At 66.0% G+C, this 13362-nt stretch carries 10 protein-coding genes; 5 read left to right on the top strand and 5 right to left on the bottom strand.

Features of this window, described 5'->3' with window-relative positions:
- Positions 1 to 3 precede the first annotated feature (3 nt).
- Together QF118_RS15265 and QF118_RS15260 are read right to left on the bottom strand one after the other, a co-directional pair.
- Positions 4 to 3903: an efflux RND transporter permease subunit gene (locus QF118_RS15265; protein WP_282299904.1), complete on the bottom strand. Its 3900-nt coding sequence runs from the start codon at positions 3901 to 3903 to the stop codon at positions 4 to 6.
- A complete protein-coding gene (locus tag QF118_RS15260) occupies positions 3900 to 5726 on the bottom strand; it encodes an efflux RND transporter periplasmic adaptor subunit (RefSeq protein ID WP_282299903.1) in 1827 nt (608 codons plus the stop codon). The genes QF118_RS15265 and QF118_RS15260 overlap by 4 nt, the downstream gene beginning before the upstream one ends.
- A 344-nt stretch (positions 5727 to 6070) precedes the next feature.
- Between QF118_RS15260 and QF118_RS15255 the strand changes: the two genes are divergently transcribed.
- The 4 genes from QF118_RS15255 to QF118_RS15240 all read left to right on the top strand — a co-directional run bounded on the left by QF118_RS15255 (position 6071) and on the right by QF118_RS15240 (position 10237).
- On the top strand, positions 6071 to 6742 hold the full coding sequence (locus QF118_RS15255) for a tetratricopeptide repeat protein (RefSeq protein WP_282299902.1): 672 nt from the start codon (positions 6071 to 6073) through the stop codon (positions 6740 to 6742).
- A gap of 41 nt (positions 6743 to 6783) precedes the next feature.
- A complete protein-coding gene (locus QF118_RS15250) occupies positions 6784 to 8118 on the top strand; it encodes an outer membrane protein assembly factor BamB family protein (protein ID WP_282299901.1) in 1335 nt (444 codons plus the stop codon).
- A 119-nt stretch (positions 8119 to 8237) separates the two neighbouring features.
- On the top strand, positions 8238 to 9722 hold the full coding sequence (gene der, locus QF118_RS15245; RefSeq protein ID WP_282299900.1) for a ribosome biogenesis GTPase Der: 1485 nt from the start codon (positions 8238 to 8240) through the stop codon (positions 9720 to 9722).
- Between the two features lie 278 nt (positions 9723 to 10000).
- The gene (locus QF118_RS15240; protein WP_282299899.1) at positions 10001 to 10237 is read left to right on the top strand and encodes an EF-hand domain-containing protein; all 237 of its coding nucleotides are present in this window, start codon (positions 10001 to 10003) and stop codon (positions 10235 to 10237) included.
- A gap of 73 nt (positions 10238 to 10310) precedes the next feature.
- Here the strand turns inward: QF118_RS15240 and QF118_RS15235 are convergent, their stop codons facing one another.
- The 3 genes from QF118_RS15235 to QF118_RS15225 form a co-directional block, all read right to left on the bottom strand.
- On the bottom strand, positions 10311 to 11012 hold the full coding sequence (locus tag QF118_RS15235) for a TspO-related membrane protein (RefSeq protein WP_282299897.1): 702 nt from the start codon (positions 11010 to 11012) through the stop codon (positions 10311 to 10313).
- Entirely contained in the window at positions 11009 to 12301 is a 1293-nt protein-coding gene (gene serS / locus QF118_RS15230; RefSeq protein WP_282299896.1) for a serine--tRNA ligase, read from the bottom strand. Before serS ends, QF118_RS15235 begins: the two co-directional genes overlap by 4 nt.
- A 178-nt stretch (positions 12302 to 12479) precedes the next feature.
- The gene (locus QF118_RS15225) at positions 12480 to 12707 is read right to left on the bottom strand and encodes a hypothetical protein (protein ID WP_282299895.1); all 228 of its coding nucleotides are present in this window, start codon (positions 12705 to 12707) and stop codon (positions 12480 to 12482) included.
- 361 nt (positions 12708 to 13068) lie between these two features.
- Here QF118_RS15225 and yajC point away from each other — a divergent pair, with 361 nt between their 5' ends.
- Positions 13069 to 13356 (top strand): preprotein translocase subunit YajC, encoded by a 288-nt coding sequence (gene yajC / locus QF118_RS15220; RefSeq protein ID WP_282299894.1) that lies wholly within the window; start codon positions 13069 to 13071, stop codon positions 13354 to 13356.
- The last annotated feature ends 6 nt before the right edge of the window (positions 13357 to 13362 follow it).

Genomic DNA, 13362 nt, shown 5'->3' with positions numbered 1-13362 from the left:
CCGTCATTCGGCGATGTGCAGGGACAGCTCTTGCGGCTCTTGCGGCTCTTGCGGCTCTTGCGGGGTCTGCTTGGCGGGGGTGTCGAAATCCCAGATGATTTCCGACGATTTGCGGCGCCGCGCATCGCGTACCAGCGCCCAGTCCCGCGCCGCGCGGCTGGCCTTGCCAAAGGACAGCTTGGCCAGGATCTGCGCCAGCCATTGCACATAGGTCGTCGCCCAGACCCGCAGCGCCAGCATCGAGGGCGTAAAGACCAGCGTCAGCACCGTCGCGATCCCCAGACCAAAGACCACCGCCGTGGCCAGGTTCTTCCACCACAGCGCCGTCGGGCTGTCGATGGAATAGCCGCCGCCAAAGAAATCGACCGACAGACCGAACATCATCGGCGCAAGGCCCGCCATGGTGGTGATCGTGGTCAGCAGCACCGGGCGGATGCGATCCTCGGCGGTGCGCACGATGGCCTCGATCCGGGGCATGTAGCGCGAATAATCCTGATAGGTGTCGATCAGGACGATGTTGTTGTTCACCACGATCCCGGCCAGCGCCACGATGCCGGTGCCGGTCATGATCACGCTGAAATACTGGTCCATCACCAGCATCCCGATCAGCACGCCGGTGGTCGACAGAACCACCGCCAGCAGCACCAGAACCGAGTTGTAGAAGGAATTGAACTGCGCCAGCAGGATGATAAACATCAGCCCCAGCGCCGCCAGAAAGGCCTGCCCAAGGAAGGCCTGGCTTTCGGCCTGATCCTCTTGGTCGCCGGTCCACTCCCATGCCACCCCGATGGGCAGCGGGCTGGTTTCCAACCAGTTGGTTAATTCAGCGATGCGTTCGTTGGCGTCGATCAGCACAAGGCTCAGATCGCCGCCCTTCACCTGCGCCTGAAGCGCCGACAGCGTGACGCCCTCGGCCAGCCGGACAATCTCCAGCGGTCGCTGATCCGGCCCGGAAATCTGCGTGCCGCCCTGTGATGCCACGTCCTCCAGCAGACGCACGGTGGCCAGCACGGCCCCGCTGTCATCCACCAGCTTGGCCAGCCCCGGGGCCACCCCCGCCTTGATGTCAAAGTAACGCTTTTGATCGACGCGGTTGATCTCGGCCAGCTTTTCGACCGGGGTGCGGGTGATGAAATTCGCCAAGGGCACCAATCCGCCCGAGGTGCGCACCTTGAGCGTGTCCAGCGTCGTCAGCACGCGGTCGGATTCGGGCAGGCGCACGCGGATCTCGATTTCCTCGTCGCTGCTGTCGACGCGCATGGTGTCCAGCAGGATGCCGCGCGTGACCAGTTGCACCATGGCGCCCACGGTGGCCACGTCGGCGCCATAGCGCCCGGCCTTTTGCACGTCGACGTCGATCTGCCAGTCGATGCCGGGCAGGGGGCGGGTGTCTTCGATCTGGGTCAACCCGGGCATGTCGGCAAAGCGATCCGCCGCCACCGCGGTGGCCGTCAGCAGATCGTCCCAATTGTCGCCCTTGACCCGCAGGTGCACGGGCTTGGCGCTGGCCGGGCCACGTGCCTGCGCCAGGATCTCGATCTTGATGCCGGGGATCTGCTTCAGCTGCGTTGTCAGCTGGTCGATGATCAGGTCGCCATCGAATTCCGCCGCTTTCACGGCCTTTTCGACGGTGTAGCCCAGCAGCGGAATGGTGAACCAGGGCTCGTGCGAATCCGGCCGATCCTCCCAGGCGATGGTTTCCAGCTGGATCTGCCCGATGGTGTCCTTGGGCGGCTGCGCGCCCCCGGTGTTGTTGTCCAGCCCCCCTTCGCCGGCAAAGGCAAAGGCGGTCTTGATCCCGGGGTGCTGCATGACGATCTCTTCGGCGCGCAGCACCAGCGCGTCCTTTTCCTCAAGGCTGAGGTTGCCGCGCGCGCGCACATAGACGATGGCCTGTTCGGGTTCGCTTTCGACAAAGAAATCAGTGCCGTTGTTGTTGTTGCCGTAATAAACAAAGACCGTGCCCACCAGAACAAAGATCGTCGCCACGACGATCAGCGGCCCCGCCGGGTTGGTGGCAAACAGCGCGATAAAGCGGCCAAAGGGGCTGCGTCGATAGCCGCTTTTGACCGGCTTTTCGCGCGGCGCGCCCAGCACGCGGCGGCGCAGGCCGCCCAGGGCATTGGACAGGCGCGCGGGAATGGCCGACAGGCTCAGCAACAGGGCAAGGATGCCCCCCAGAGCCAGACCGGCCAGAACAACCACGCCCAGCCCGAACAGGAAAACCGTCAGAAAGGTCGGGATGACCGACCCGGCGATATTGCCGCCATCCATGGTCGCGAACTGCCCGCCGATGCCCGCGAACAGCACCGGGATCAATGCGCCCGCCGCCACAATCGGCAGCACAGCCAGCACCGCCATCCCGGCATGCGCCAGAATGGGCAGACCGGCAATCTGGGCAATGCGCTGCTTGAACCACCGCTCGGTCCGGCCCAGCACGCCGCCCATGACCGGCAGGTAGACCAGTGCCACGACCAGCGATGCGGACAGCACAAAGATCAGCGTGACCGGCAACATCCCCATGAACTGCCCGGCAACCCCGGGCCAGAACAGCATCGGCAAAAAGGCGCACAGCGTTGTCGCCGTCGACGACACGACCGGCCAGAACATCCGGTGCGCCGCCTCGACATAGGCGTGCATCGGTCCGGTGCCCTCGGCCACGCGCTTGTCGGCGTATTCCACCACGACGATGGCACCATCGACCAGCATCCCCACCGCCAGGATCAACCCGAACATCACGATGTTCGAGATGGTCACGCCCATCATGGCAAGCAGGACAAAGCACAACAGGAACGAGGTCGGGATCGAGAATCCGACCAGAAGCGCGGGCCGCAGTCCAAGCGAGGCAAGGACCACGATCATCACCAGCGCAATGGCCGTCAGAACCGAGCCTTCGAGCTGGCTGACCATCGATTCCACCTGACGGCTTTGGTCGTTGCTGGCGCCGACGTTCAGCACCGCGCGCAGCTCTTCGGGCCATGCCTTTTCGGCCTCGGCGATCACCTCGCGCACCGCGTCGGCGGTGTCGATGATGTTGAAGCCCTTGCGCTTGACCACCTGCAGCGCAACCGTGGTTTCACCGTTGAACCGGGCGGTGCCGGTGCGGTCCTCGAAGGTCAGGTTGATTTCCGCCAGGTCGCCCAGCGTCACCACCCGGTCGCCGTTCACCTTGACCGGCAGATCATAGACATCGCGCGCCTCGTCGAAACTGCTGGGGATCTTGACCGCAAAGCTGCCCTGCGCGGTTTCGACCTCGCCGGCCGCGATCAACTGGTTGTTGTTTTGCACGACGCTGATCAATTCGCCCGCCGTGACGTTGTAGCTTTCCAGTTTCAGCGGGTCGATCACCACTTCGAGCATCTCGTCGCGGTTGCCCGCGATCCCGGCCTCAAGCACCGCATCCAGCGCCTCGACCCGGTCCTGCAGGTCCTTGGCGATCTTGGCCATGGTGCGTTCGGGCACCGGGCCGGACAGGTTCACGATGATGATCGGGAATTCGGAAAAGTTGATCTCGTTGATCGAATAGGTCTCGGCCCCGTCGGGAAAGCTGGCCTCGGCGTTGTTCATCCCGTCGCGCACGTCGGCGATGATCTTGGTCTTGTCCCAGCCGAATTCGAACTCCAGCGCAAGGCCGGCATAGCCCTCGGCCGCCGTCGCCGACATGGTCTTGAGCCCGTCCAGATCCGAAAGCTCGGTCTCCATCGGTTTGATCAGCAGGGTTTCGGCATCGGCGGCGGAAATCCCGGGGAAGGGGACCGACACGAACAGCGCCGGGATCTCGATGTCGGGCTCGCCCTCCTTGGGCAGGGTCGAATAGGCGTAGCCGCCCACAAGGATCGACAACGCGATAAAGGCCACGATCATCCGGGCGCGTTCGGCGGCCCAGTCGACGATACCGGTCATTGGCCGATCTCCTCAAAGACGGCCTGAACAGGCACGCCATCGGTGACATATTCCTGGCCCACGGTGATCACGTCGACCTGATCGGGCAACCCGGCCACCAGAACCCCGTCGCGGGTGTCGCGGATCAGCGTGACTGGCAGGAACCGTGCCAGGCTGTCGGCATCGACGGTGCGCAGGCCAAGCTGGCCTTCGTCGTCCAGCGTCAGCGCCGATTGCGGCACCAGATGCGCCGGGGCGCCCTCGGCCTCGATGGCGATTTCGGCGGTCTGGCCGTCGCGGATGGTCAGGTCTTCGTTCTCGACCATCAGCTCGACGCGAAAGGTGCGGGTGACCGGATCGGCGCTGCGCGAGACAAAGCTGACCGCGCCGACAACCTCGCGCCCATCCACCAGCCGCGCGCCCGCAGGGGCACCCAGCCGCACGCGGGCAACGTCGATTTCCGGCACATAGCCGGTCAGCTTGATCGGGTTCAGCTGGATCACCGTGGCGCAAGAGCCGCCCGGTTGCAGCAGCGTGCCCAGTTCCGCCGTGTCGCTTTCCAGCAGCCCGGCAAAGGGCGCATGCATGCTCAGCCGGTCGATGTCCTTTTCGACGGTCGCCATGGCGGCCTCGGCGGACTGGATGCCGGACAGGGCGTTTTCCTCGCCTGCTTTGGCCGATTCAATCCCGGCGCTGGCGCCTTCAAGCGCGGCCTTGGCCGATTGCACCGCGGCGCTGGCGCCTTCGACGCGCGACAGGGCCGATTGCACGGCGGCCTCGGCTGACTGGATGTTGCTGCGCGCGGTTTCGATGCCGGCCTTGGCGTTCTGCACCTGGCTTTCCGCCGAGCGCAAGGAGGCGCGGGCAGATTCGACCTGGGCCTTGGCGGATTCCACCGCGGCTCGCGCGCCTTCGACCTGGCCCTTGGCGGCCTCGACGGCGGCTTCGGCGCCGATCACCCCGGACAGGGCGGTCTGCACCTGCGCCTTGGATGCCTCATAGGTCGCCTCGGCGGCGGCCAGGCGGGTCTGGGCGGCAAAGCCGTCCTTGGCCAGCTGGCTGGCGGCGTTCAGGTTGATCTCGGCCTCCTTGACGCGGGACCGGGCCTCGGCCAGCCGGGCTTCGGCCTCGGGGCGGCCCGCTTCGGCCTGCGCCAGCGATGCCTCGGCGGCGGGCACGCGGGCGCGGGCCTCGGCCAGGGCGGCCTCGGCGGCGGGGATCATGGCCTGGGCTTCGGTCAGACGGGCCTCGGCCTCGGGTACGCGCGATTGCGCCTCGAGGAACCGGGCCTGGGCGGCGGGCACACCGGCGCGGGCCTCGGATAGCGCGGCCTGGGCGGCGGGAATGTCGGCCTCGGCCTCCAGGATGCGGGCCCTTGCGGCGGGCAGCTGGGCCTCGGCCTCGGACAGGCGGGCGCGGGCCTCGGGCAGGCGCGATTTCGCCTCGGCCAGGCGGGCCTGCATTTCCTGCAAGGACACGCCCCGGGTGCCGGGATCGATCCGGCACAGCAACTGACCTTCGGTGACGAAGCTGCCGCGGCGCAGCGGCTCCGAGATCACCTTGCCGCTGGTTTCGGCGCGGACCTCGACCTGGCGCAGGGCCTCGGTCTGGCCGCGCAGGATCACCGCGCTGTCGACTTCGCGGGCCTGCGAGGCCATGGCCATGACCCGGATCGCGGCGCCGCGGCCCTCGGCCTGCGGATCGGCACCTGGCGCGCTGTCATCCGCCGCCGTCTGGTCCTGGCCATCGCCCGATGTCAGGGCGGTCAGCCGGTCGCGGTCGATCACGACGAAATAAAGCACTGCCGTGACCACGAGGGCCGTCAAGATGGGGATAAGCCGCATGTTCGTCGCGTCCGTTTCCTGTCGGGCCGCAAACAGGGCGGCCATTTCATAAATGATGCCCGGCTTTGATCGAAAGGCCGGGCGGATGTCCTGAACTGTTTGGTTCAGGTTAGGGCGACACCATGGGCGCTTCAAGCTGAACCGGGTGCATTCGCATGCGAAGTGCCGGGAAAAAATGGCGGTTTGTTGCCCGAATTGGTCCAAAACGCGGTTTTGCGGGCAATTGTGAACCGCCGCGCCGCGTGATTAACCGTCTCTGGCGGCGCCTGACGCCTTGGCACGCCGGACCACGCGCGGTAAGAGGGGGCAAAGGCCCAAGATCAGGGCGATGAGAGGTCCAGAACGTGAGCAATCCCGACAGTTTCATTGACGAGGTGACCGAAGAGGTTCGCCGCGACCGTCTTTTTGCAATGATGAAGCGTTACGGCTGGATCGCCGTCCTGCTGGTGGTGCTGATCGTCGGCGGCACGGCCTGGCGCGAATACGCGCAGGCCCGCGACGCGTCGCGCGCGCAGGCCTTTGGCGATGCCATCCTGGGCGCGCTGGACGCCGAGGCCCCCGAGGCCCGCATCGCCGCGCTGTCGCAGGTCGAGGCCACCGATCCGGGTGCCGAGGCGATCCTGAAACTGCTGTCGGCCGCCGAACAGGGCAGCGCCGGTGACGACGCCGCCGCCGTGGCGCAGCTGCAAGCGGTGGCCAACAGCGCCGAGGTGCCGCAGATCTATCGCCAGATCGCCAGCTACAAGGCGCTGACCCGCGGCGCCGGAACCCTGTCGCTGGACGATCGCCGCGCCGGTCTGCAGGCGTTGGCCGTGCCCGGCCAGCCGCTGCGGCTTTTGGCCGAGGAACAGCTGGTGCTGGTGGATATCGAGGCCGGCGACAAGGAGGCGGCGCTTGCGCGGCTCAAGGACATCGTTCAGGATTCCGAGGCAACGTCAGGCTTGCGCCGCCGCGCGTCTCAGTTGATTGTGGCGCTGGGCGGATCGCTGGATGATTTGACGGTTCAGGACAGCTGAGCAGACAAGACCGCCCTGGGCGGCACAGAGGGGGCAGGCATATGCTTCGCAAGGCAACCATTCTTTCGACCCTTGGCGCACTGGCGCTTGCGGGCTGTTCAGAGCGAGAGGAAATCCTGCCGGGGAACCGCATGAACGTGCGCGACGTGCTGGAAACCCGCGCCGACCCGCTGGCGCAGGACCCGGGCAACAGCGCCCGCGCCGTGGCGCTGGGCGCGCAGGGCAGCAACGCTGACTGGGCGCAAAGCGGCGTGTCGCCCTTTGCCCGCACGACCCATGCCGCCTTTTCCGGCGCTTTCCAGCCGATCTGGCAAACCTCGATCGGGGCTGGTGACAGCCGCCGCAAACGTCTGAACGCCGATCCGGTCGTGGCGGGCGGGCGCATCTACACGCTGGACAGCGAACATGTGGTGCGTGCCACCTCGACCAGCGGCGAAGCGCTGTGGAGCCGCGACCTGACCCCGCTGCGCGACAAGAATTACGAAGCCCAGGGCGGCGGCATCGCCGTCGAGGGCGGGCGGCTTTACGTGGCCTCGGGCTTTGGCACGGTGTCCGCGCTGGACCCGGCCAGCGGGGCCGAACTGTGGGTGCAGCGCCTTGGCAATACCGCCACCGGCGCGCCCTCGGTGCGCGACGGCGTGGTTTACCTGGTGTCCGGCGACAGCGTCGGCTGGGCGCTCGAGGCGGACAGCGGCCGCATCCGCTGGCAGGTCGAAGGCGTGGGCGATGTGGCCAATGTCGCGGGCGCCCCGTCGCCGGCGATCGGCGACGAGCGCGTGGTCTTTTCCTTTGGCAACGGCACCGTGCAGGCGGTCTTCCGCCAGGGCGGGCTGGGGCTGTGGAGCGTCGATCTGCTGGGGCGGCGCAATGGCGTGGCGCTGGCCGGGATCGACGATATCACCGGCGATCCGCTGATCGTGGGCGATCGGGTTTACGCAGGCAACCATTCGGGTAATTTCGTCGCGCTGTCGGTGCATGACGGCGAACGGCTGTGGACCGCGCGCGAAGGCGCGCTGGGACCGGCCTGGCCGCTGGGCAGCGATTCGGTGGTCTTTGTCAGCGACCGCAACGAATTGGTCCGGCTGGACGCCGCCACCGGCGACAAGATCTGGGCCGTCGATCTGCCCGGCTATGTGCCGACCCGGCGCAACCCGCAAAAACGCCGCGACGCGGCCTATGCCAACCACGGGCCGATCCTGGCCGGCGGCCGCCTGATCGTGGCCAGCTCGGACGGGTTCATCCGCGCCTTCGATCCCGAAAACGGCTCCGAAGTCTCCAAGGTCGCCATCAAGGGCGGCGCGACGACCCGGCCGGTCGTGGCGGGCGGCGTTCTGTACGTGGTGTCGGGTGACGGGGTGCTGCACGCCTATCGCTAGGACCGCGCCCTGACAGGCGATCAGAATTTTCGCCGAAAATTCCATGAACCGTCGCGCCCCTTTCCAGCGCGGCGCAAATGCGCTATGCGGCGCGCTTGAACTCCGGAGCACGCAGGCCCATGTCCTTTTCCATCGCCATCGTCGGCCGCCCCAACGTGGGCAAATCGACGCTTTTCAACCGACTTGTCGGCAAACGCCTGGCGCTGGTCGATGACACGCCCGGCGTGACGCGTGATCTGCGCGAAGGCGAGGGGCGTCTGGGCGATCTGCGCTTTACGGTGATCGACACCGCCGGCCTTGAGAACGAAACCGACGACAGCCTGCCCGCGCGCATGCGCCGCCTGACCGAACGCGGCGTCGACATGGCCGACATCTGCCTGTTCCTGATCGACGCCCGGGTCGGCATCCTGCCCGACGACGAAATCTTTGCCGAAATCCTGCGCAAGCGCGCCAAACACGTGATCCTGGCCGCCAACAAGGCCGAAGGCGCCGCCGCCGACGCCGGAGTGATCGAGGCCTGGTCGCTGGGACTGGGCGAACCCATTCGCCTGTCCGCCGAGCACGGCGAGGGCTTGAACGACCTGTATTCCCAGCTTTTGCCGCTGGCCGATGCCTATGAGGAGCGCGCCGCCGAAGAGGCCCCCGAGGTCGAGGTTTCCCTGACCGAGGAAGAGGCCGAGGAAGGCGCCGAGAACATCCCCATGCCGACGGCGAAAAAGCCGTTGCAGATCTGCGTCGTGGGCCGCCCCAACGCGGGCAAATCCACGCTGATCAACCAGATCCTTGGCGATGACCGCCTGTTGACCGGCCCCGAGGCCGGGATTACCCGCGACGCCATTTCGCTGCAGATGGAATGGGGCGGGGTGCCGGTGCGCATCTTTGACACCGCCGGCATGCGCAAGCGCGCCAAGGTGCAGGAAAAGCTGGAGAAACTCTCGGTCTCGGATGGCATCCGCGCGGTCAAGTTCGCCGAAGTGGTGATCGTGCTGCTGGATGCCGCGATCCCCTTCGAGGTGCAGGATCTCAAGATCGCCGACCTTGCTGAACGCGAAGGCCGCGCCGTGGTCATCGCGGTGAACAAGTGGGACATCGAGGACCACAAGCAGGAAAAGATGCGCGAGCTGCGCGAAAGCTTTGAACGTCTGCTGCCGCAGCTGCGCGGTGCGCCGCTGGTCACCGTCTCGGCCCGCACAGGCAAGGGGCTGGACCGGCTGCAAGAGGCCGTGATGCAGGCCTATACGGTCTGGAACCGGCGTATCGCCACGGGTCAGTTGAACCGCTGGCTGGCGTCCATGATCGAACGCCACCCGCCCCCCGCACCGCAGGGCAAGCGGATCAAGCTGCGCTACATGACGCAGGTGAAATCGCGCCCGCCGGGCTTTGTGGTCATGTGCTCGCATCCCGACAAGCTGCCCGCCAGCTATTCGCGGTATCTGGTGAATGGCCTGCGCGAGGATTTCGACATGCCGGGAACGCCGATTCGCCTGCACATGCGCGGGCAGGGCGATCAGAACCCCTTCAAGGGCCGCAAGAAACGCAACGCCGGGGCGCTGAAAAAGCATCTTGGCGGGCTGCAGTCCAAGAAGGGCGGCGAAAAGGCCTGAGCTTTTCGACATTGGCCGTCCGGGGTTTCCGCTTGGTTTGCGCAGGGGCTTTGGCCCCTGCTTTTTTTTGGGGCTCTGCCCCGTCGCCTTTGGCGACTCCCCGGGATATTTTGGGCAATTGGAAGCGGCGGCGCGGGGGCTTGGCAGAAGTTTGCCTATCCTGGATCACGGAAATATTTCAGACACTTGCGCGCCGGATTGGCGGTGATACATGAGCGGCTGACGGCACTGGAGCCGTTGTTCGCGGACCGAGGTCCGCCAAGGAGTTCTCATTGAAAATGAGCAAGAACGTATTCGCCCTTTTCGCAGCCCTGATCGCCGCTGGTTCGATCGCACATGCTGAAACCATGGTCGAAGACACCGATGGCAATGGCACCTACTCGATCGAAGAGCTGATGGTTGCCTATCCCGCAATGACCGCCGAAGACTTTGCCGCTGTCGACACCGACGCGGATGGCGCTGTCAGCCCGGAAGAGCTGTCGGCAGCTGTCGAAGCAGGTGTTGTGGCTGAATAAGCCACCGCATCCTTGCCTCGTGAGGGGGTGCTTCGCGCAAGCGGGGCACCCCTGTTCATTTCAGGGGGCGGGGTTATTCGGTGTCGGTGCCGCGCAGGCCAAGGATCGCGAAGATCCCGAGCAGGGCCAGGCCAGCCACCGCCGCATTGAAGGGCTGTGAATTGGCCACGATGACCCCCACCAGCGCCCAGATCACCGTTATGCCGTATTCCGGCGCCCGGTGCAGGCGGTACTGCACCACCAGCGAGATCACCAGCGCCAGCGACAGCGACAGCAGCGCCGCCGGGGTCGGGGGCAGCCAGCCATAGCCGCCCAGCACCACGCCAAGCGCCACGCAGGACGCCGCCGTCAGCCAGCCTGCATAGATCGCCACTGGCGCCTGTTGCAGCCAGCGGTCGGTATCGCCCACCCGGAACAGGCTGAGCAGCGCCGCGCCCAGCATGACCCAGATCATCACGGTCGACACCAGCGGCGACACCTGCGCCACCGGCAACCATGCGGTGCCCACCGCCAGCGACACGAAGAGCGGCGCGCGCATCGGCGCCCAGTCGACATCGTCCGCCCGGCGCAGCAGGCCAAAGCCCGTGCCGACGATCAGCCAGGCATAGATCAGCCCCCAGATCGCAAAGGCATAGCCCGCGGGCTGCACCGGCGGGTTTTCCAGCGGCACCGGGAATTGCGAGGCCTCGAACCCGTTGAACCCGGGCGCCAGCAGCGGCGAGGCGGTAAAAGCCAGGGCCGCCGCCACACAAAGGATCGCCCACAGGCGCATCATTCCAGTGTTCCCTGCGCCGTCAGGGTGGTCTTGCCGCCCAGCCAGGGATGCAGTGCCGCGGGCAGGGTGACCGAGCCATCGGCGTTCTGCCCATTCTCAAGCACCGCAATCAGGCAGCGCCCCACCGCCAGCCCTGACCCGTTCAGCGTGTGCAGGAACTCGGGCTTGCCGCCATCGGCCGGCTTGAACCGCGCATTCATCCGCCGCGCCTGGAAATCCCCTGCGACCGAGACCGACGAAATCTCGCGGTAGGTGTTCTGCCCGGGCAGCCAGACCTCGATATCGTGGGTCTTGATCATGCCAAAGCCGATGTCCCCCGAACACAGCACCACCGTGCGGTAGGGCAGCTCCAGCTTTTGCAGGATCGCCTCGGCGCAGCCGGTCATGCGGTCGTGTTCGGCCATCGACGCATCAGGATGCACGATCGACACCATCTCGACCTTTTCGAACTGGTGCTGGCGCAGCATGCCGCTGGTGTCCTTGCCCGCCGATCCCGCCTCGGAGCGGAAGCACTGCGTATGCGCGACGTAGCGGCGGGGCAGATAGGATTCCTCGACCACAAGGCCGTTGACGATATTGGTCAGCGTCACCTCGGCCGTCGGCACCAGCCACCAGCCATTGGTGGTCTGGTACGAATCCTCGCCGAACTTGGGCAACTGGCCCGTGCCGTACATCATCTCTTCCTTGACCAGCACAGGGGTCCAGGTTTCGGTCAGCCCGTGTTCGGCGATATGGGTGTCCAGCATGAACTGCGCCAGCGCCCGGTGCAGGCGCGCGATCCCCCCCGACAGCACCACAAAGCGCGATCCCGACAGCTTTGCGGCCGTCTCGAAATCCAGCCCGTCCTTTGCGCCGGCGATCTCGTAATGCTCTTTCGGCGTGAAATCAAAGGCGCGCGGGGTGCCCCAGCGGCGGATTTCGACGTTGTCCGCCTCGTCCGCGCCGTCGGGCACATCGGCATGCATGACGTTGGGCAGGCCCATCAGCAGATCGCCCAGCTGCGCGTCCAGCTCCTTGGCCTTTGCCTGCATTTCGGCCACTTCGGCCTTTTTCTCGCCGACCAGCGCGCGCAGGCGTTCGAATTCGGCCTCGTCGCCTCTGGCCTTGGCCGCGCCCACCGCCTTGCTGGCCTTGTTCTGCTCGGCCTGCGCGGTTTCCGCTTTCAGGATCGCGGCGCGGCGCGCCTCGTCCAGTTCAAGGATCGACGGCGACATCGGCTCCAACCCACGGCGGGCCATCGCCGCATCGAAAGCGGCGGGATTTTCGCGGATGGTGCGGATGTCGTGCATCGGTCTCTCCTGAGCAACAGCTTTGAGTCGCAGGCCTTATGCCCGATCTTGGGTTAGGAGTGTAGGGGGCAAGGGAGCGCCAGAAAAGCCCCGCGCGGCGCGCCCCGCACCAGACCCGGCGCCCGGGCCCAAACCCGCCCCAGAGCCACCCCGCCCAAGCCCCCCGGTAGGCCGGGCTTCAGCCCGGCGCCCCCGCCGCATCCCAGGTCGCCGGATCATCCGGATCAAACCCGATCTCGGCCTGCCACGCGCGCCAGGCTTTCTCGAAGTCGCGCCAATCAAGCTTTTCGTCTCTCCAATGCGCAGGCCGCACCTCCCCTTCGGGCAGCGTCACCGACCCATCGGCAAAGACCGCCTGCCAAAAGGGCCGCAATTGCGTTGCGGTCGTTTCATCAACAGACTGCAACGCAGCGTTTTTTAGATCCGCGTCGCCAATGTTCGTTTCCTCGTCAAAATTGCACCTCCCAAAGATCCGCCCCCTGCAATCTGTACCAACCGCGCCGCGAATCGTACCGGGCCGGGGCGGGGGTGGCCGGGGGGCAGCCGGGGCCGGGGGGGCAATCCGTACCAAACCCGGCCGGTTTTGTACCAAACCCGGTGTTGCGCATCGACCGAACGCCCCGTTACCCCGTGGTGCGGTCGTTTTCTTGTGCCTTTGTCCGCATCTGCCACTGCTGCTTGCCTTGCATCCGCGCCGCACCGCGCATAGGTTCCGCGCAATCAAAAAGCGGGGGGTGCCCCGCCCAGTTTTGACAGGAGCATCCCAAATGGACGTCAACGCACTCGGCCAGTTTCTTCCGCTTATCCTGATCTTCGCGATCATGTATTTCCTGCTGATCCGGCCTCAGCAAAAGAAGATGAAAGAGCATCAGGCCATGGTCGAAGCCGTCCGCAAGGGCGACAAGATCGTCACTCAGGGCGGTATCATCGGCAAGGTTTCGCGCGTCATGGAAGGCGCCGAAGTCGAAGTCGAGATCGCCGAGGGCGTCAAGGTTCGCATCATCAAATCGACCATTGCACAGGTGCTGTCGAAAACCGAACCGGCACAGGGCTGATACCCG

Source organism: Tropicibacter oceani, from assembly GCF_029958925.1.
GTDB lineage: Bacteria > Pseudomonadota > Alphaproteobacteria > Rhodobacterales > Rhodobacteraceae > Pacificoceanicola > Pacificoceanicola oceani.
This window is presented reverse-complemented; position numbering and strand designations above follow the sequence as displayed.

Coding starts and splice junctions, on each gene's coding strand:
- QF118_RS15265 (WP_282299904.1), bottom strand. CDS start 3,903: ATGACCGGTATCGTCGACTGGGCCGCCGAACGCGCCCGGATGATCGTG.
- QF118_RS15260 (WP_282299903.1), bottom strand. CDS start 5,726: ATGCGGCTTATCCCCATCTTGACGGCCCTCGTGGTCACGGCAGTGCTT.
- QF118_RS15250 (WP_282299901.1), top strand. CDS start 6,784: ATGCTTCGCAAGGCAACCATTCTTTCGACCCTTGGCGCACTGGCGCTT.
- der (WP_282299900.1), top strand. CDS start 8,238: ATGTCCTTTTCCATCGCCATCGTCGGCCGCCCCAACGTGGGCAAATCG.
- QF118_RS15240 (WP_282299899.1), top strand. CDS start 10,001: ATGAGCAAGAACGTATTCGCCCTTTTCGCAGCCCTGATCGCCGCTGGT.
- QF118_RS15235 (WP_282299897.1), bottom strand. CDS start 11,012: ATGATGCGCCTGTGGGCGATCCTTTGTGTGGCGGCGGCCCTGGCTTTT.
- serS (WP_282299896.1), bottom strand. CDS start 12,301: ATGCACGACATCCGCACCATCCGCGAAAATCCCGCCGCTTTCGATGCG.
- yajC (WP_282299894.1), top strand. CDS start 13,069: ATGGACGTCAACGCACTCGGCCAGTTTCTTCCGCTTATCCTGATCTTC.